This is a genomic window from Anaerotruncus sp. AF02-27 (assembly GCF_003465835.1).
Taxonomy (GTDB): domain Bacteria; phylum Bacillota; class Clostridia; order Oscillospirales; family Ruminococcaceae; genus Anaerotruncus; species Anaerotruncus rubiinfantis.
The window spans coordinates 333253-351364 of sequence record NZ_QSBX01000001.1; the positions used below are offsets into that span (position 1 = coordinate 333253).

The following is an 18112-nucleotide window of genomic DNA, read 5'->3' on the forward strand; positions in this document are numbered from 1 at the left end:
GGGCAGACCCTTTTACAGCTATTGTAGCTATGTAAAAGGATCTGCCCTTGCAGTTACTATAATGTTTTTGCCAGCGACTTCAGGAGTGCTGCCATTTCCGGATTTTGCAGAAGCTTCAGAAGAAGTTCTTTATCATCAGCGGAGCTTTCCGTTGCGGCTGGTTGAACCGGCTCAGGCGTTGCCTGTCTGCCTGAGTAGAACGCAGCTTCCATTCTTTCAGCGTTCAGTCTGCGGTCATCGTCGATGATATGGGAGTAAACATCCGCTACCATCTTGACCTGTGCATGACCGGAATCGCCTTGAACGGATTTCATATCGCCGCCGTTCAGCTTCAGCTTGTAAGTGATACTGGAATGTCGGAGACTATGGAAAACCACTTTCGGCAGTCCCTTCTCCTCAATCAGCTTATTGAAAGCACGGTTGATAACCTGCCCCTCAATCGGCTTGCCATTGGAAGAACAGAAAACCAGATTGAAGTCTACGAACTCGTCACCGAAAAGGTCTTTCAGTTCTTCGATGTCAGCCTTTCGCTGTACCAACATTTCCGCTACGGTTTTCGGTAAGAACACCTTGCGGACACTTGTTTTGGTCTTAGGAGTTTTGAGAACCAATGCGGTATGCGTACTGGCGAAGGTCGGTGGGAACTTGAACATGATGTCCTTACCGTCCAGATCTGCCATCGCTTCACGATTTACTCTCTGCAACTCCTTTTCAACGAAGATGCTTGCCTGACCAAGTTCAATACTGGTGGGGGAAATGTCAATACAGTCCCAGGTAAGCCCCAGAAGCTCGCCCATTCGCAGGGAACAGGAGAAGGCAAGGTTAATAGCCAGACGAAGAATATCATCGTCACAGGCTTCCAGAGCCTTCTGGAGCACTTCTGCTGTCCAGATATCCCTGGTCTTGTGTTCTTCTTTCGGCAGCGTAGCGTGCTCCACAGGGTTTCTGGTCATCAATTCCCACTTGACCGCTTGATTGAAAGCATTTCGCAATGTCTTGTGAACCTCTCGGACAGTATGCGGAGTCAGATATTCTGTACGGGCTTTTACATACTTAGAAGAAACCGCTTTGACAGAAAGCAAATCTCGGTAATACTTGTCCATGATTCTCGGCGTGACATCCTCCAGCTTCATATCACCGATGAGGGGACGAATATAGTTTGCAATCAGGCTCTTTCTGCTTTCATAGGTAGACATCGCCCAGGTGTTCACACCATAGATTGACATATACTCATCCAAAAGATCATTGACGGTTTTAGCAGAAGGGGGAATAAAGGTTCCGGACTCCTGCTCATATTCAACCTGCAACTTCCTTTTCTTTGCTTCGGCATTCGTTTCAAAGGTTTCCCACTTCTGACGCTTGTTGCCGTTCTCATCGGTGTATGTATAAACCACAGAATACTTCTTTTTTCTCTTAACGATAGATGCCATGTAATCAGCTCCTTTCCTGTCTATCTTCCGCTAACTGGTAGCGGGTCTGATTGTGATACCATTTTTCAAAGCTCTCTTTGGTAGCTCGCTTATACCTGCCAACCTTGATAAGCTCAAAATCTTCATTGGCAACGATATAGTAAATGGTCTGACGATGTACCCCAAGCATTCTTGCCATTTCCGGCAGACCGTAGGTGGATGCCATAATATCTGCATCCAGTTCCTGATCCTCTACCGTGCGGTAATCGGTTTGAGAAGCATACCATCTTTCAAAGCTCTCCTTTGTCACTCTGCGCTTGCCCAGGACATCGACCACATCAAAATGCCCTTTGGCAACCAGTTCGTAAGCAGTCGCTTCTTTCAGCCCAAGGCGCTGTCCAAGCTCCTCCATTGAATATGTAGTTTTCTTCAATTCCTCGCCGGGAGGGGTTCCATCGACCTTCTGGTATTTGAACTGATTGGCATACCATTCTTCAAAGCTGTCGATCATCACCCTCATGGTGTTGCCGACAAGAATGGTTTTGAAGTAATTCTTCTTAATGAGCCAGTATGACTCCGTTTTACCAAGACCGAGCATCCTGCCCATTTCCAGAACAGACATACTCGTGCGTTTTCTCATTTCCGCCATCGTACAACCTCCTATGTAAAAAATGTAGCCATGTGTTTCTTGTCATGGCTACATTTTATCGAACTCTCAATATGTTTTGAAGTTTGTCGCCGGGTTGTACGACGCCCTTGACAAATCTTACATTTGATGATCCAACCACTCATCAAAACTCTTTTTGGAGATTCTGATACTGCCACCGATGCGGACGCTATGGAAAACTTTCTTTTTCACAAGGTTGTATGCGCTGGTTCTGCTGATGCCCAGAATATCCTGAATCTCATCAACCGTATAGGTTCTCTTATCAAACTGAACTGCGTTAGCAGCCATCGCTTCTTCGGTGCGCTGATTCATGGCAGCGATTCTTTCTTCAAACATTTATGTTCACTCCTTCGCTCTCTTTGCTTTATGTTTTGGGGAACGCTTTTTCAGCTGTTCCATTGCCAGGCTGACAGATAAGGCTTTCTCAATCGCTACCATTTCACGGGGCGTTACCTTACCTAAGTAATTATCAATCCTGCTTTTATCAATGGTACGAATCTGTTCCAGCTGAACAACGGACGCTTCTTTGAATGCAGGATTGTCGTAAATAACAAAGTGCGTCGGCATATTCGCTTTCTTATGGATTCTGGTGGTGACCGTTGCCACAATCAATGTGGGAGCGTGTTTATTACCGGTATCGTTCTGAATGACGATAACCGGACGGATGCCGCCTTGTTCCGACCCAACTACCGGGTCCAGCTTGGCGCAATAAATATCACCACGGCAATATACCCAATTTTCTTTCATCATGTGCCATGACCTCCTTTCGTTGGCTATGTAATAACTGACTGCCAGAAAGGAATCAGGCAGTCAGTCCAAAAGTCTATGTGTCCCATATTTGCCACGCACCCCTGGGAAAGAGGGCTTACGCCCTCAGGGAATCACCGAACGACTGATTGCGAATCAGTTCCATAGGAATCTAACCTCTGCCGGGTTCTCCGCCAGCTCCGTAGAGAAGTATCTTTAATCCTGTTGCTTTCATGGCCGTATTGGGAGCAACCCAATATTTACAAGCCAGTATTGATCGCTGGCATCGGGAGAGAGACAAGCGCTTAATTTATAGAAGAAAGTCGTTCTGTTTCTCTATCCGATACGTCTCGGCGTACCGCTGATGTGGCTGATGCTCTCGCACCGGCAACAGGAACGTATTCGATGACTGTGTATTCAGTTTTCAAGGATCAAGCAGCCGATTTTCTTTGGCTGTATCTAAATTGTACCTGTTCCTCATGCAAGTTTTTATTGCCTCGTAGGTATAGTTTTGAGGTTATTCACGACCTAAAAATATGTAATCAAGGGTTGTCTCAAAGCGCACAACCAGTTCGATTGCCAAATCAATAGAGATACCTCTGTTGCCGGTTTCAATTCGTGCAATGGTGTTTGCGGCAACACCTAACTGCTCCGCAAGCTGTTCCTGTGTAAGCCCATGTTCCTTTCTCAAGGCTTTAATTCTTTTTCCGCTTTCAACCAAGTCGTAATACATTTTCGTTCCTCCGTGTTTTTGAATTTGTGAAGTTGCAAAATCAAAAACAGCGGGAGGAGATCGTGCCCGATTCTCAATACCCTTTGCCATCTGCCTGTCCTCCTTGCAGGCATAAAAAAAGAGCCGGAGTAAATTACTCCAAGCTCTCGTTCATGCCTTTGTGTTAATTATGGGGGAAAATAGGCAGGTATAAAAAAAGCCCCGTACCCATTACAGGCACGAGGCGTAACTCTCTCTATTCAATTTTATGCCGCTATCTCCCAGCATAGCCATTTTAACACTGGACAAGTCGGACTTTCAGTAGGGGAACCGTCGTATTTTCATCGGATTTTAGTCGGACTAAAATCCTGTCTTAGCATTCACAATAACACAATGCTTCTTCCTCCCGGGCACTTTCCAGGAAATCTTTCAATTTAGGAATGGCTGTTCCCCAAAGTGACAGACCAAATAACAGTATCGCTTCTTTCTTTCGGTCATAGTAGGTGCTGCGTTCCATATTCAAAACCTCCAGCATTTCTGATTCCCTGTACTTGAAGCGGTTGAGATATGCCTTTGAGATAATCTCACAGTACAGAGCGCCTTTATCTGGATATTCTCTGATTTTCAACATAGCCATATCTACCAGTTCAATGATCCACTTTGTCTCAAATAAGCTGCGAATGCGTTCTTCAAATCGTTCTCTCGCTTCATCCGGAGCAAAGTTCTCCAGATAAATCAATGCACCATCTAAGCTGTCACCGTAAGTACAAATAAGGGTATCACATACATCATTCGCACGATCAATGGTAGACCAGCACACCTCTCGATATATGGATAAAATCAGCTTTGCTCTTTCATACAGAACCTTCTCGTCAATGTTCTGCATCCGGCAAAGCATTCGAATACTGCTTAATACCTGTGTATTATATCTGCTCATTCAGAATCTCCTTTCAGCCTAATCCATAAAATAAGAATTCCTTTCTAACTCCTGTCACTTGGCTAAAGGGAAACAAATACCATGGGACAAGAATGACTATAACTTCCGATATTTGATTAAAATAACAGAAGTGAAATCGGAAGTTCTTGACTTTATAAAAGTTCCGATATATAATTAAGTGGAATTAAAACTTCTGTTATGATTCTTATTATAGCATTTTCCAGAAGTTTGTCAACAAATAATCGGAAGTTACGAATAAATATTTTTTGAAAGGAAGGATACTACCATGACATTTGGAGAAAAAATTAAAGAAGCTCGTTTGGCTATGAACCTATCTCAAACGGAGCTTGCCCAGATGACCGGCATTTCCGAAAGATCCCTTTACACCTATGAGCAGCTCGGAACACTCCCCAGAAAAAGCAACATCAGAAAACTTGCTGAAGCACTGCATATCTCTGTGTCCTATCTTTTGGACGAATCTGAAACGGATAGCCAGAGCCATATAGATCAGGATATGTTTATTTTAGAGGCAAAGGAAAACTTCGGTTCAAAAGGAGCAAAAGAAGCTCAGGAAGTGTTGGGTCGTGTAAATTCTCTGTTTGCCGGTGGAGAATTGGACGAGGACGCAAAAGATGTATTCTTCCAGGCGATTATGTCAGTTTATATGGACTCTAAGAAAACAGCACGGGAAAAGTACACTCCGAAGAAATACAGAAAGCATAAAGATAAAGAGTAAAATCCTCAAGCACAGAATATGTTTTCTGTGTGCGATTCGGAGGTGAAGCAAATGAAAACGGCAGAGCATATCATTGAAACTGTCGATAAGCTTGTGCGAAAATATCACACCAGAGACCCTTACGAGCTATGTCAGCTGTTAGGTATCAAAATCCACTATTACGATTTACAGAAGAAATTGAAGGGCTTCTTCTATTACCAGTCCAGACAAAAGAATATCGTGATAGATCACAATGTGAACGGTATCCTGGAGCGTATATTAGTCGCACATGAATTAGGACACGCTGTCCTGCATACAAAAATCGCTATGATGCACGGCTTTCAAGAAATGGAAGTTTTTGATGATAGATCAATCGAAGAAAATGAAGCAAACTTCTTTGCGGCGGAGCTTCTGTTAGAAGATGGGAAAGTCCTGGAATGCCTTTCGGAACACACATTTTTTGAAACGGCTAAAATGCTCTATGTACCGGCAGCATTATTAGACTACAAATTCAGCCTGCTCCACGAAAAAGGAGAGCTGGTAAATTCGATGTATATTCGTAAAGCAGATTTCCTGAAAGAAGATCTTCATGCCTACGATAACGACATTGGTTATGGCGATATATGAATATCTATTTTTATATCTTTACAGAAAAAGTCCACCAGTACGATGCGTAGTGCATCATGACTGGTGGACTTTTTGCTTCTTAAAGAATCAGTATATTGTGCTGCAAAAAAGAACCCCATAGCAGTTCACTCTGTACCGTCAATGGGCTTCTTTTTCATTATATCAATCAAGCTCCGCTTTTTTTATCATCTCTTGCTGGTCAATCAAGACATCAATCAACTTTCCTACGGTTATCAATGTTGTTACATTACACTTTTTCAGTTTTGCAGCAATCTCATTATCAATGATGCTGTCGCATTTTGCATATGGGGTATCCAGTAAAAAATAGTCAAAGTTCTTTTCCAAGACGAATGCCAGTTTTAGAAGCATTGCCAAAGAAACTTTCGTCTGTCCAACTTCAACATGGCTCATATGATTGTTCGAGCAACCAACCAACGCACCCAAATCAGCCTGACTATAACCCTTTTCCAGTCGGGCAGCTCTAATGCGCTGACCAATCTTAACGTAATCAATTTCCGGTTGCGTTTCAATCACCTCCATGCTGTGTATGATTCTGCTATACATTATAAAATGTACCAAAAATCTCAACAACCAACATCGGGTGCAAGTTGCATTTATAAATGCAATATGATAAAATTTTATAGGCAGATTGCATTAAATGATAGAATGAAAAGAACCCCAAGACGACAATATGAGCTATCTTGAGGTTCTTTAAAATAAAAAATTCGTAGAGTACATTACTCCACGAATCGCATTCTTCTCTGTTTTTTTTAGTTTATATCTTTATTTTACAAATTGTCGCACTGTTTGTCAATATGTTAGGGACATAAAACACGAGGTTTTGCACAAAAATCCATCTTAGAAAGTTCCAAAGTCACAATTTGCCGTCAGAATTATAGTCATATTGAAGGAGGTGTACCTTATGGCACGAAAAGGAGAAAATATTTACAAAAGGAAAGACGGCAGATGGGAAGGAAGATACATTAAGTCCCGATCTTCTACAGGCAAAGCCAATTACGGTTATGTTTATGCAAAGTCATATCGAGAAGTCAAGGCAAAACTTATCAGTCAAAGTTCGTGCACGAGTAATTCTGTCACTGTCGATCCAGAAATTAGCTCAGATCAATTTGAACAGGTTGCTATGGAATGGTTTCAAGCTATATGTCCTAAAGTGAAGGAATCTACAAGCAACAAATATAGGAATCTTCTCAGCTCGTATATACTTCCTGTGTTCGGAAGCAAACAATTGCGTGATATAACACACGAGTTTATTGAAACGCAGTGTAATTTTTTCCTTGTTTCTGGTGGATTAAAGGAGAATGGACTTTCCTCTAAAACTGTTTCAGATATTTTATCTCTAATTCGAAATGTCTTACAATTTGCCACCCGAAACGGGAAAGCCATTTCTTGTGACGCACGATCTATACAGATAAAACGTCAAACGAAGGAAATGAGAGTTTTGAGTCGTGCTGAACAGGAAAAATTATGCCAATACTTGTATTCTAATCTTGATTCCTGCAATATTGGTATATTAGTATGTTTATTCACTGGTCTCAGAGTAGGTGAAATTTGTGCGTTACGATGGGAAGATGTTTCATTCTCAGATTACACAATCCACGTGCATCAAACGCTCCAGAGAATCCAAGATAGAACCAACAGTGAATACAAGACAAGGATTGTTGTTACCACACCAAAAAGTGCTTGCTCCATCCGTACTATTCCAGTACCCCATGGCTTAATGACTATTCTTACAGCACACAAAGCTTCTTCTACTGGCTACATCCTAACCAATAGCGATCAGAATCCATTAGAACCAAGAACCATGCAAAATCATTTTAAGAAGGTATTGAAAAACAGCGGAATCACCTCCGCAAATTATCACTCGTTACGTCATACATTTGCTACAAGGTGCATAGAGCTTGGATTCGATGTAAAAAGTCTCAGCGAAATATTGGGTCATGCCAGCGTGAATATTACAATGAATCGCTATGTACACCCATCCATGGATTTAAAAAGAGAAAATATGCAACGGCTTTCTGATTTATTAGCCGTCAAATAAATTGTCAACACCGTCAAATAATGCTGAGTTTTCAGTGTTTGGCGGTGTTTTTTCGTGGAGTAATGTACTCTACGAAAGAGTATACCCAGGAGGAGATTTATTGATTCAATTTGTAGGGCGAGATGCTTATAAGCAGTTTTGGAATTTTAGTAAAGATGAGAAAGAGAACTTGGCCACTCAATTGGCGATTGAGTTACCCGCACTCAGAGGAAAAGTTGGTGCATCACAAGAAGAAATTGCTTCGGCTGTTGGTATTTCACGACAAACTTATAGTGCCTACGAAAATCGGACACGCCCAATTCCATGGAGTTTATATCTAGCACTATTGTTTTATTTTGATTACATTCCAAGTACACATTATATGATTCGCCAGCTTGAATTATTCCCAAATGAATTAGACGAATGTTGGTTAGCTGGTAGAGTTTTTATTGAGGAAGAAAAATGAGCGAATATTCACAGCAAATAAAAAGGGATATTACATGAACAAAAATATAAAATATTCTCAAAACTTTTTAACGAGTGAAAAAGTACTCAACCAAATAATAAAACAATTGAATTTAAAAGAAACCGATACCGTTTACGAAATTGGAACAGGTAAAGGGCATTTAACGACGAAACTGGCTAAAATAAGTAAACAGGTAACGTCTATTGAATTAGACAGTCATCTATTCAACTTATCGTCAGAAAAATTAAAACTGAATACTCGTGTCACTTTAATTCACCAAGATATTCTACAGTTTCAATTCCCTAACAAACAGAGGTATAAAATTGTTGGGAGTATTCCTTACCATTTAAGCACACAAATTATTAAAAAAGTGGTTTTTGAAAGCCATGCGTCTGACATCTATCTGATTGTTGAAGAAGGATTCTACAAGCGTACCTTGGATATTCACCGAACACTAGGGTTGCTCTTGCACACTCAAGTCTCGATTCAGCAATTGCTTAAGCTGCCAGCGGAATGCTTTCATCCTAAACCAAAAGTAAACAGTGTCTTAATAAAACTTACCCGCCATACCACAGATGTTCCAGATAAATATTGGAAGCTATATACGTACTTTGTTTCAAAATGGGTCAATCGAGAATATCGTCAACTGTTTACTAAAAATCAGTTTCATCAAGCAATGAAACACGCCAAAGTAAACAATTTAAGTACCGTTACTTATGAGCAAGTATTGTCTATTTTTAATAGTTATCTATTATTTAACGGGAGGAAATAATTAAACTATGTTTTGAACCATGAATTAAATAAAAATGACTCTCAATTATTGGAAGTCAATTTATTAAACCAATTAAAGCTTGCAAAACGTGTAAATCTTTTTGATTATTCTTTAGAAGAATTACAAGCCGTTCATGAGTATTGGCGGTCAATGAATCGTTACTCAAAACAAGTTTTGAATAAAGAGAAAGTGGCTTAATATGGCAAATATAGTCAATTTTACTGACAAACAGTTTGAGAATCGCTTAAATGATAATTTAGAAGAATTGGTTCAAGTAAAAAAGCGGTTGAATCGCCAACCGCTTTTTTACTTGGTGGGCAATCAGGGTCAGGGAAAACCAGTTTGCGAAGAAGATGATTGAGCAGGCAGGAACAAAGTGATAAATTCAAATTGTGAGGGAAAATACAGATGAATCAAGGAAGAATTATTGTGATTACAGGCTCACCGGGGACAGGAAAAACAACAACTGCGTCAATTGTCGCAAAGGAATCAGATATGGATAAATCAGTGCATATGCACACCGATGACTTTTTTCATTACTTAAGCAAAGGCGCAATACCACCACATTTGCCAGAATCCAACAAGCAAAATCTGGTTGTCATTGAAGCCTTTTTAGAAGCTGCAAAGCGATATGCTCGTGGCGGATATGATGTAATTGTAGATGGGATTGTCGGGCCATGGTTTTTGGAGCCATGGAAAGCTCTTGCCCAAGAAGATTACGAGGTACACTATATTGTATTAAGAGCGAGTAAAAAAGAAACTATGAAGCGAGCTGTGGAACGCTCAAAATTAGATAGAAAAACAAATATTGAATTAGTGGAAACAATGTGGGAGCAATTTTCCGGTTTGGGGATATATGAATCAAATGTCATAGACACAACTACATTCACAATTAAAGATACGGTTTCCGCAATAAAAGAAAGAGTTGCATGTGGGACGTCTTTACTATCTTAGACATTCCCATTTGTCAGGAAGATAGCAAAGCCAGCCGAGCCAGTCAACGGTCAAGATGAACGGCGCATTTCATGCGCCGCCGTTGACAGTCACGCCCGTCTTTGCTAAAAAGTAATCAAGGCGGGAAAGCCCTAAAATGGCTTCCCGCCCATTTCAATTTTTAGAAAAGAAACGCTCCAAAATCAGAAAGAGAGCGTCCAAGCACTTTGAGGGATTGGCCGCCTTGTCCACCCATTCAGCGGGACAGCGGGCGGAGGTCAAGGCCGGGTGTAAACCCGTTCATTTCAGCTTAGAAACCCTTCATAAAACGGGCTTATTTAGCGATATAAGGCTTTATAATAGAGAAGGAGTGAAACTTCTATTCAAGTTTAGAAACGCCTTCCATTAGTCCGAAAGAGACCTTAGAAAGAGAATTAAATCGTAAAGTATCAGGGAAAGAAATTCAACCGACTTTGGAGAGAATAGAGCAAAAAATGGTTCAAAATCAACACCAAGAAACCCCTGAATTTAAAGCAATTCAACAAAAATTGGAAAGCTTGCAGCTACCTACACCACCAATACCCAAAACACCTAAACTTCCAGGACTTTAAACCTTAAAAAAGGAAAAGAGTAGTTACCAAAAAACGGTAACTACTCTTTTTTTATAAAAACCTTTCCTCATGTTTGAAAAGCTGATCGAGAAATAAAGCACACAACGGTATTCTTTCTTTTTTCAGTTGGTACATTTTGCAGTCTGTAACGTGTCATTTACTGTTTGTTACCTTAACATATCCAGTCGAAAACACAAGGGTATATAAACGAGCAAGCTCGCCCTTGTGTTTTCTTTGTGTCTATGTTGCGTTCTCGTCACAGCAAACGACACGAACACACTGGCGAAAATGAACCAACAAAACGAAAAAAGAAAGGAGCGTATACTTCACAGACGGTGTTAAGGATACTTACCAGATGAAACCGTACATTGCACCGACCGCTGCTGAGTTGGAACAATTTCTTTCCTCTCTAAATTAAATCTTGCCGAAGCAGTGATGTGTCAGACTTTCCTGACACATCGCCGCTTTGCACTTCACAAAATCCGCTGCCAGGAGGTGATGAAATGAGTATGGTAAATGCTGACTCCGTTCAGCTATTCGCAATGCTGAAAAAAATGCAGGATTCCATTTCCTCCATCGAAACTACCAAAAAATCTGTAAAGATGAAATATGAACAGTTAGGTGCTGGATGGCAAGATAAAAAATACAACGAGTTGGGCGTGGTTGTAAGAGACTGCAACAAGGCTCTCAATGACATATTGGTAATTATGCTTCAAGCAGAAAAATATGTGGCTTTACTCGCCAAGAGCCTTAGTGAATACGAAAGTGTTCAACTAGGATCTACAAATGGAATATCTGCAAGCACACCTCAGACCAGTAGTTTTGCTGTTACACCATCAAGTGCAGATACAACCACCTTTGAGTCAAATACCTTTGGTTCTAATCTTGCATTTGTTCAAGACAGACTATCAGCTGAACGATATTTTTCCCGTGGAAATCACTATGAAGAATATCGAGATTATTGGGAGAACGGGAACTATACCTTTTCTCGAAATGAAAATCCAGAACTCGTATACGTTAGAGCAAGGGATATTGAAGGAGTTTATCTCAGTGACCGAGAACTTGGGAACCCGGAAGGATTTTGGACACGGAATGGTCGAGAGGGATGGTCGAGAGAAAACATTCTAAGGCGAGCTTCGCACATCCAAGATGTTCGTCAAAATACTGAGTCAGGAATGTCTTTGGATGAGCTTTCACAAAACCCAGTGTTAGATGATACCATTCGTAGCTATTACAATAATCCTGTCCAGGTTGCGCAGGTAGGTTCTTATTATGTATTTCAGAGTGATGGGCGACATCGAACACTTGCAGCTCAATCGCTTGATACATATATCCCGGTTTTAGTAACAGGTAGCTACACTCGAAATGATTAACAAATGAGGAGGTGAGTGTTTGAGCAACGTAAATGCTGATGCAACTCAATTACTGACAATACTGAAAAATATGCGGACCTCCATTTCTTCTATCGAAACTACAAGAAGTTCTGTGAAGATGAAATATCAGCAATTGGGAATTGGATGGAATGACAAGAAGTACGATGAGCTGGGAACTATCGTAAAAGATTGCAACAAAGCCCTGAATGATATTTTACAGATTATGCTTCAGGCCGAAAAATACGTTGCTTCACTTGCCAAAAGTGTACAAGAATATGATAATGTTAATTTGGACACTCCTTCTGCACGAAATTCTTTCCTCCAGGGTCTGCAAACACCTAATGTTGGTAATTCGTCTTATCAGTATTGCCTTGGCGTGCTAACCCAAGGTAGCACACCAGACGGATATATCGCTGTTATATCACAACGCCATGAAAATGCAGAGCAGAATGTCAGAGAAGTGTTTGACCATTTCGCTGGTAAACTGATGATACAAGATTCTGAATATCCACCGGATCAGACAGCACATTACTCACCGGGAAATTATATAGGGCATTCACGAGGAGTCTACTACAATGCAGCTTCTGATATGACAAATCCAAGAGGTGCAGGAACAACTTATTTCCACGAGCTTGCTCACATGATCGACCATGCTTCGTGCAACTATCGGAGCAATCTATCCAATACTCCAGAATTTGCTGAGGCACTGGTTGAGGACGGACAAAGAATCCTGAGCTTATATAACAATCTTCCAGTGGAAAAGCAAACTGCTTTTCTGACCCGTATTAGGCAGGATTCAGCTCACTCCTTCTCGGACTTAATTGATGCGACAACAAATGGTCAATTGCACGGAAATTATGGTCACTCAAGGAACTATTGGACGAGACCGGGCAATCTACAAGCAGAAGCCTTTGCCCACTTTTTTGAAGCGTCTATGGGAGACCAAGGCAAATTAGAGCTATTAGCAAATTTCTTTCCTACAGCGTTTGGTATTTTTTCTTCAATGATTGATTCTATTAGACCAGATAATCATGTTAGGGTCTTGAGCAGAGAAAGGTAGGTGCATACAATGGACAAAAACAAGAGCGTTGCAGATTTTATGAATAGCTTCCTTAATACACCTGAACCGAAAATTGATAATGAGTATTATGAAATCGAAGAACAGTATTTTCGGCAATTCGGTCATGGTGTCCCAAGGGAAATGTTGCCTGATAGCATTTCAACGGAACAAATTAAACAAGCCATGAAAAAATGCATTCTTTCCAAAAAGGATAATCTCTTTGAACTATTAGGCATCATTATCAACGATAATTATTTATATTAAGAAAAGGAACGACGACATGGATGAAGACAACATTATAACTTTGAATGATGAGAATGGGAACGAAGTTGAATTTGAATTTCTTGACTTAATACCGTATCGCCAGAACGAATATGTTGTCCTGCTTCCTATTGGAGATTCGGATGGGCAAGTTGTTATTTTGCAGCTGAAAGAAATTGACGATGAAACAGAAGAATATGTTGGTGTTGAAAACGAATTTGTGTTAGAGACTGTCTTTGCTCTGTTCAAAGAGCGAAACAAAGATTTCTTTACATTTGAGTAATTAAACAATGCAAGCTCAAACCAACAACACGATAAAAGGGGGGTGCATTATGGATATTTGGCATCGTGTAGGCAGAATTGTTCGCTTCTCAAACTTAGGAACTCTTCTGTTCTTTACTCTTAATATTCTGCTGATTGTTGCTGTGTTCGGTTCGTCAGGAAGCATTGTTGAACTGATTTGTATTTACTTTTTCACAGTAGCTATCAGCTTATCCCCATTAGGCGAAATGTGCCTGGCTGCCTTCGCAGGAGCAAGCGATATAAAAAGAGTAGATATAAAACTTCGAGTTGTCCCGCTGGTTCAATATGTTTTAGATAAAGCAAAAGAGAACACATCATACTGTCCTAAAAAAGTGAAAGTGAAGATTATCCATGATCCTGCTCCAAATGCATTTGCTCTAGGTAGGCAAACACTATGCATAACTGACGGATTGCTTTTACTCTCCGATGATATGATACTTGGAATTCTCGCCCATGAGATCGGACATCTCTCATACGGACATACTGTTATCCAATTATTGATTGGCGGGGGCAATATATTTATATCCGGGTGCCTCCTGTTAATCAAAATATCCTACTGGATTTTTTCTGCAATCATGGGGCTGTTCGCAATATGCTCTCGTAGTGGTGTAATGGGTATAATTACCGCAGTTTTCGCAGGAATATCAACAGCACTTTCTTGGTTATGGGTAAAGTTCTGTATGCTTTTTCTGATGTGGTCTATGAGACAAAATGAGTATCTGGCTGATGAATTTGCTTATAAAATTGGTTTTGGTCTTGAATTAGCGACGGTATTAGACCAACATATCTCAGATGTTCCGCATGATGGTTTTCTCAGTGCAATATACTCAACTCATCCATGCAACGATGATAGGGTTGCAGCATTGCAAAATTTAGGTGTACCCTATTCTCGATACTAAATTCATAATCTCACAAATTGGCAAGCAGTGTAAACCTGTACAGGTTCACTCATTTTCTCGATTTTCCCTTCGGTGCAATCTTCGCAAATTTGCTTGTTGGGGAAGCATCCCCAATCCCCTTTGAACATCATCTGCCGATGATGGCTACACGATTTTCAATCGTTTCTCAAAGAACAGTAGAATAAAAATTTGCCCATGGTTGAAAGCACCGAAATCGAAAAGCAAAAAAGCAGCCACGATCCGCACCCTTTGGGGAGTGCAGACCGTGGCTTTTTGCTTTAACGGAAGTTCTTCTTTTCCTCTTTCTCTTTCTCTTTTTCCTGCTCTTTCTGCCTGTCGATATTCAAAATCGTTTCAACCGTCCGTTTGGCAATCAGCAGTTCTTCTTTCTCTTTTCTGATCTGACGGTACTCAGCGTAGTCCTGCTTTTTCTGGACTGCCAGCTGATGAAACTCCTCATACAATGATTGCATGGACGGGAGCTTTGTAATCTGCAATTCATCAAAGGCTTGCTTCGCCGCTTTATGAATTGTGATTTCCTGACGGTGTTCTTCAAAGAATTTTTTGCTATATCCAGACTTGCGGTACTCGATATAAATTTGCCTTGTGTTGCGATAATTTTTGATGTGCTGCTGCAACGCCTGAACCTCAACCATACGTTTCTCTGCGACCTTGATAGAATCAGAAAGCGCATCGAACCGGGCAGACAGATTTTCAATATGAGCAGTCAGATCGTCGTAGTTGCCCAAGCCTTTTTCTTTCAGTAGGATTACCGTTCGGGCAGCTTCTTTTCGGTTGAACTTCTTCGCCCACTTTTCATAACCGACCGTCTTGCCCTCGGCCATCTTTGCCTGAATATCAATCAGCATCTGGAACTGCTTCGGGGCAGGAGCCTTGGCAGAGCCGCCTTTTGATTTGTGCAGGTTCTTGCCGGAGATAACCGCTTGAATTTCCTCTTTGCTATATCCTTCGCCCAGGGAACGCAGCCGAATGAAACGCTTCTGATTCTCGCCCTTGAACGCAGGCTGCTTTCCATCCTTGAACTCAAATCCCATGTCAGCCAGAGCCTGAACAAAGCCATCAAAGCTCTTTGGTTTCTGCTTCAGCACCGCATCAATCGCATCACATAATTCGTCACGCTGGGTACGCTTCTTGGGATAAACAGTTCTTTTCTGGCGCTCCCGATACGGCTTCGGTGTAATAATGGACAGCCCGTGTTCCAGGCAAACCATATCACTGAGTCTTTGCACCGCCAGACCGGAAAGAAAGAAGTTTTTGAATTTCCGTGTGGCATCCAGCGAGGTCGAATTATAAATGATATGATTGTGAATGTGGGATTTGTCGATGTGGGTCGCAACGATGAAAGCGTGTTTTCCCTTTGTCCATCGCATCGCTGTTTCATAGCCGACTTGGTTCGCTTCTTCCGGGGTGATTTCTCCCGGCTTAAAGGACTGGCGTATCTGGTATGCGATGATATTGTTCTTCTGCTGTCTGCCGGTAATATGCTGATACTGCCGTTTGGAAAGCAGAAATTCCTCATCTGCTGTCTTTGGATCACACTCATAGGAACTGATAAATTCGCCATCATTGGTTTTTGCGGCATTTTGTGAGTAGTCGGTTCTGTCTGCCAAACATTGAGCGACCGTCTTTCCCTTATTCACATGGAGTGCAATCAATCTTGTCGCTGCCATTCCCATCACTTCCTTCCCAAAAAGAAAAAGCCACCGGTCGGTGACTTTTCTCTGATATTATCTTATGACCTGATAAATGCTCCCAGACTTTCTCCAATATTCTCGACTTTCATAACAGCCCAGACGAGCAAGAACACCGCTGCTATTGTCGCAATTCCAAGAACCACAAGAATAAGCAGGGACTGCCACAAAGCCTTTACAATGCAGTAAATCGCAGATCCGCCAATGACCAAGAGCAATAAACCAATTACATAGGACACAACATTTGTAAGCAGATTTCCAAGAATGCAAATCACTTTTACAACGAACAGCACCGGCAGTGCCAATATCTTCAATACCAGCTTCATAGGCTCAACCCCTTTCTTTTAATTATATTGTACAAGGGTATCTGCCATAACGCAATGATGTCAACCCTTATGTAAAAGCCGCAGCCGAAACTGCGACTTCCCAACAAGTTGTCGGATTACTGGATTGAGGACAGGCGAACAAGAACTTCTCTCATGTCCGTCCAGATCTCCTCCAGCCGTTTTTGCAAATCCTCAATGTCAGCACGATAGATGCTGCCTGTTTCGTTCGCTCGCTTTGCGTACTGGTTCAGGTTGTTGGAGCAGATTCGCAGGAGCGAAACCAGGGCTTTCACATCCTGCAAATCCAGTCTGATACAGTAACCATCCAGAGCCATTTTCCGCAGATAGGCTCCCATGCTGCGGATGCCAAGCTCGTCCATCTTCTCATGGATTCGCTCGACCTCCTCCTTGGATGCAAGGAAATGAACATCCTGATCTCGCTTTGCCATTACAACACCTCCTCACGGGTTTCAGAGTATTTTGCAGGCGGGATATGCTCCGCTTTGGATTTCAGATCAGCCAACACAGAAGGACGCTCTGACTCGCTTCTTTCGTCACGATTTTCCACAGAGTCCTCCATATTCAGGGCTGCATCCAGTTCTGCCAGTCGCTGACTTTTGGCTGTCAGCTCTGCTTCCTGCGGGAACGGTTTTCCAACCTCCGCCTTGGCTGCTTCCTGCTGATTGTAGAGATTATTCAACTGCTCATTGGCTCGTTCTAAGCGCTCAAGGATGCCTGCAAGGGCATTGTCCAGTCGGGTGATATTTCCTCGTGCGTCCGTTCCAAGGGCTACTCTGTGGCTCACAGCGCCCTTCAGGGTCACATCGAACTCGTTCCGGAAACTGTCAAACGAAAGCTCCATCTGAAAGCCACGGTAACTGCCAAGAGGAACCGGATCGGCACTTTTCGTGTCCTTACAAGCCGCAAGGAGGATTTCACCGGCATCTGCCTTTTCGGTGTAGGCTTTGCCCATGATTTCCATGCCGCAAAAGCCATCGGCAATCTGCGGGTGTGCTTCCACGGTTTTAATATCAGCTTCAAAGCCATGAATATAGCCTGTCTGCTTTTCAATCTCAGCCGGGAAGTATTTCAGAAGCTTATCTTCCATACGGTACTGCTGGCTCTGGTGGTCAGCTTTCAGCACCTTCAGCCTTGCCACATCAATGTCCAAGTCCATCTTTTCCTTGATAAGCGGATTGCCGGCACACAGCGCCTTGATCTCCGCATAGGACAGCGCCTGCTCATCCACATCGTCACAGGAGCGAACCGGTGATTTGGAGGTCATAATCTGAGAAATAAACTTCTGCTTGTTTTCCAAGGTCTGATACAGGTAGGCATCGAAGGTTCCCTCGGTCACATACTGATACACCTGAACCTCTTTGTTCCGGTTGCCCTGACGGATGATACGACCGTTTCTCTGGGTCATATCAGACGGACGCCAACCCACATCCAAGTGGTGAACTGCCACCAATTTGTCCTATAGTGATAGGTAATCCTTTGATGTTATCTCCAGATTTTCCCCCACTTCACACCGGACGTGAGAG

At 42.0% G+C, this 18112-nt stretch carries 22 protein-coding genes and 3 pseudogenes; 14 read left to right on the plus strand and 11 right to left on the minus strand.

Annotated features, from left to right (window positions below):
- Positions 1-56: 56 nt before the first annotated feature.
- The 6 genes from xerC to DWV16_RS01765 form a co-directional block, all read right to left on the minus strand.
- Positions 57-1430 (minus strand): tyrosine recombinase XerC, encoded by a 1374-nt coding sequence (gene xerC, locus DWV16_RS01740; protein WP_002304423.1) that lies wholly within the window; start codon positions 1428-1430, stop codon positions 57-59.
- Positions 1431-1434: 4 nt separating this feature from the next.
- Positions 1435-2031 carry a helix-turn-helix domain-containing protein gene (locus DWV16_RS01745; RefSeq protein ID WP_243007252.1) on the minus strand — a complete coding sequence of 199 codons (597 nt, stop codon included), beginning with the start codon at positions 2029-2031 and terminating at the stop codon, positions 1435-1437.
- Between the two features lie 144 nt (positions 2032-2175).
- The gene (locus tag DWV16_RS01750; RefSeq protein ID WP_002304418.1) at positions 2176-2412 is read right to left on the minus strand and encodes a helix-turn-helix domain-containing protein; all 237 of its coding nucleotides are present in this window, start codon (positions 2410-2412) and stop codon (positions 2176-2178) included.
- A 6-nt stretch (positions 2413-2418) separates the two neighbouring features.
- A complete protein-coding gene (locus DWV16_RS01755) occupies positions 2419-2826 on the minus strand; it encodes a type II toxin-antitoxin system PemK/MazF family toxin (protein ID WP_002578938.1) in 408 nt (135 codons plus the stop codon).
- A gap of 514 nt (positions 2827-3340) precedes the next feature.
- Positions 3341-3646, minus strand: a complete 306-nt coding sequence (locus tag DWV16_RS01760; RefSeq protein ID WP_002304413.1) for a helix-turn-helix transcriptional regulator — start codon at positions 3644-3646, stop codon at positions 3341-3343.
- 262 nt (positions 3647-3908) lie between these two features.
- The gene (locus tag DWV16_RS01765; RefSeq protein WP_002304412.1) at positions 3909-4472 is read right to left on the minus strand and encodes a hypothetical protein; all 564 of its coding nucleotides are present in this window, start codon (positions 4470-4472) and stop codon (positions 3909-3911) included.
- Positions 4473-4758: 286 nt separating this feature from the next.
- Here DWV16_RS01765 and DWV16_RS01770 point away from each other — a divergent pair, with 286 nt between their 5' ends.
- Complete coding sequence (locus DWV16_RS01770; RefSeq protein WP_002304411.1) at positions 4759-5208, plus strand: helix-turn-helix domain-containing protein; 450 nt, start codon at positions 4759-4761, stop codon at positions 5206-5208.
- 51 nt (positions 5209-5259) lie between these two features.
- The gene (locus DWV16_RS01775; RefSeq protein ID WP_002304410.1) at positions 5260-5814 is read left to right on the plus strand and encodes an ImmA/IrrE family metallo-endopeptidase; all 555 of its coding nucleotides are present in this window, start codon (positions 5260-5262) and stop codon (positions 5812-5814) included.
- A 162-nt stretch (positions 5815-5976) separates the two neighbouring features.
- On the opposite strand, the gene DWV16_RS01780 is transcribed toward DWV16_RS01775, so the two are convergent.
- Complete coding sequence (locus tag DWV16_RS01780) at positions 5977-6354, minus strand: helix-turn-helix domain-containing protein (protein ID WP_002578940.1); 378 nt, start codon at positions 6352-6354, stop codon at positions 5977-5979.
- A gap of 382 nt (positions 6355-6736) precedes the next feature.
- On the opposite strand from DWV16_RS01780, the gene DWV16_RS01785 reads away from it, so the two are divergent.
- The 12 genes and pseudogenes from DWV16_RS01785 (at position 6737) to DWV16_RS01850 (ending at position 14530) form a co-directional block, all read left to right on the plus strand.
- Positions 6737-7873, plus strand: coding sequence for a site-specific integrase (locus tag DWV16_RS01785; protein ID WP_002304408.1), 1137 nt, complete (start codon positions 6737-6739; stop codon positions 7871-7873).
- Positions 7874-7973: 100 nt separating this feature from the next.
- Positions 7974-8318: a helix-turn-helix transcriptional regulator gene (locus DWV16_RS01790; RefSeq protein ID WP_198957774.1), complete on the plus strand. Its 345-nt coding sequence runs from the start codon at positions 7974-7976 to the stop codon at positions 8316-8318.
- 4 nt (positions 8319-8322) lie between these two features.
- The gene (erm(B), locus tag DWV16_RS01795) at positions 8323-9090 is read left to right on the plus strand and encodes a 23S rRNA (adenine(2058)-N(6))-methyltransferase Erm(B) (protein WP_255420040.1); all 768 of its coding nucleotides are present in this window, start codon (positions 8323-8325) and stop codon (positions 9088-9090) included.
- Positions 9091-9288, plus strand: a pseudogene (locus DWV16_RS01800) (antitoxin); the annotation flags it as partial.
- Positions 9289-9354: 66 nt separating this feature from the next.
- The gene (locus DWV16_RS19820) at positions 9355-9447 is read left to right on the plus strand and encodes a zeta toxin family protein (protein WP_231303533.1); all 93 of its coding nucleotides are present in this window, start codon (positions 9355-9357) and stop codon (positions 9445-9447) included.
- A 51-nt stretch (positions 9448-9498) separates the two neighbouring features.
- A complete protein-coding gene (locus DWV16_RS01810) occupies positions 9499-10044 on the plus strand; it encodes an AAA family ATPase (RefSeq protein WP_002304402.1) in 546 nt (181 codons plus the stop codon).
- Between the two features lie 286 nt (positions 10045-10330).
- Positions 10331-10634 (plus strand): annotated as a pseudogene (locus DWV16_RS19825) (toxin zeta); the annotation flags it as partial.
- A gap of 503 nt (positions 10635-11137) precedes the next feature.
- The gene (locus DWV16_RS01830; RefSeq protein ID WP_002578944.1) at positions 11138-12007 is read left to right on the plus strand and encodes a hypothetical protein; all 870 of its coding nucleotides are present in this window, start codon (positions 11138-11140) and stop codon (positions 12005-12007) included.
- Positions 12008-12026: 19 nt separating this feature from the next.
- Positions 12027-13067: a hypothetical protein gene (locus DWV16_RS01835; protein WP_002304399.1), complete on the plus strand. Its 1041-nt coding sequence runs from the start codon at positions 12027-12029 to the stop codon at positions 13065-13067.
- A 9-nt stretch (positions 13068-13076) separates the two neighbouring features.
- On the plus strand, positions 13077-13331 hold the full coding sequence (locus DWV16_RS01840) for a hypothetical protein (protein WP_002588965.1): 255 nt from the start codon (positions 13077-13079) through the stop codon (positions 13329-13331).
- Positions 13332-13347: 16 nt separating this feature from the next.
- Positions 13348-13611 carry a DUF1292 domain-containing protein gene (locus DWV16_RS01845; RefSeq protein WP_002304397.1) on the plus strand — a complete coding sequence of 88 codons (264 nt, stop codon included), beginning with the start codon at positions 13348-13350 and terminating at the stop codon, positions 13609-13611.
- Between the two features lie 49 nt (positions 13612-13660).
- A complete protein-coding gene (locus DWV16_RS01850; RefSeq protein WP_002588966.1) occupies positions 13661-14530 on the plus strand; it encodes a zinc metalloprotease HtpX in 870 nt (289 codons plus the stop codon).
- 278 nt (positions 14531-14808) lie between these two features.
- Here the strand turns inward: DWV16_RS01850 and DWV16_RS01855 are convergent, their stop codons facing one another.
- The 4 genes and pseudogenes from DWV16_RS01855 to DWV16_RS01870 form a co-directional block, all read right to left on the minus strand.
- Complete coding sequence (locus DWV16_RS01855; RefSeq protein WP_002578945.1) at positions 14809-16221, minus strand: relaxase/mobilization nuclease domain-containing protein; 1413 nt, start codon at positions 16219-16221, stop codon at positions 14809-14811.
- Between the two features lie 62 nt (positions 16222-16283).
- Positions 16284-16568, minus strand: a complete 285-nt coding sequence (locus tag DWV16_RS01860; protein WP_002578946.1) for a hypothetical protein — start codon at positions 16566-16568, stop codon at positions 16284-16286.
- A gap of 116 nt (positions 16569-16684) precedes the next feature.
- Entirely contained in the window at positions 16685-17017 is a 333-nt protein-coding gene (gene mobC, locus DWV16_RS01865; RefSeq protein ID WP_002578947.1) for a plasmid mobilization relaxosome protein MobC, read from the minus strand.
- Positions 17017-18045: pseudogene (locus tag DWV16_RS01870) on the minus strand (helicase); the annotation flags it as partial. The gene mobC and the pseudogene DWV16_RS01870, both read right to left, overlap by 1 nt.
- Between the last annotated feature and the right edge of the window lie 67 nt (positions 18046-18112).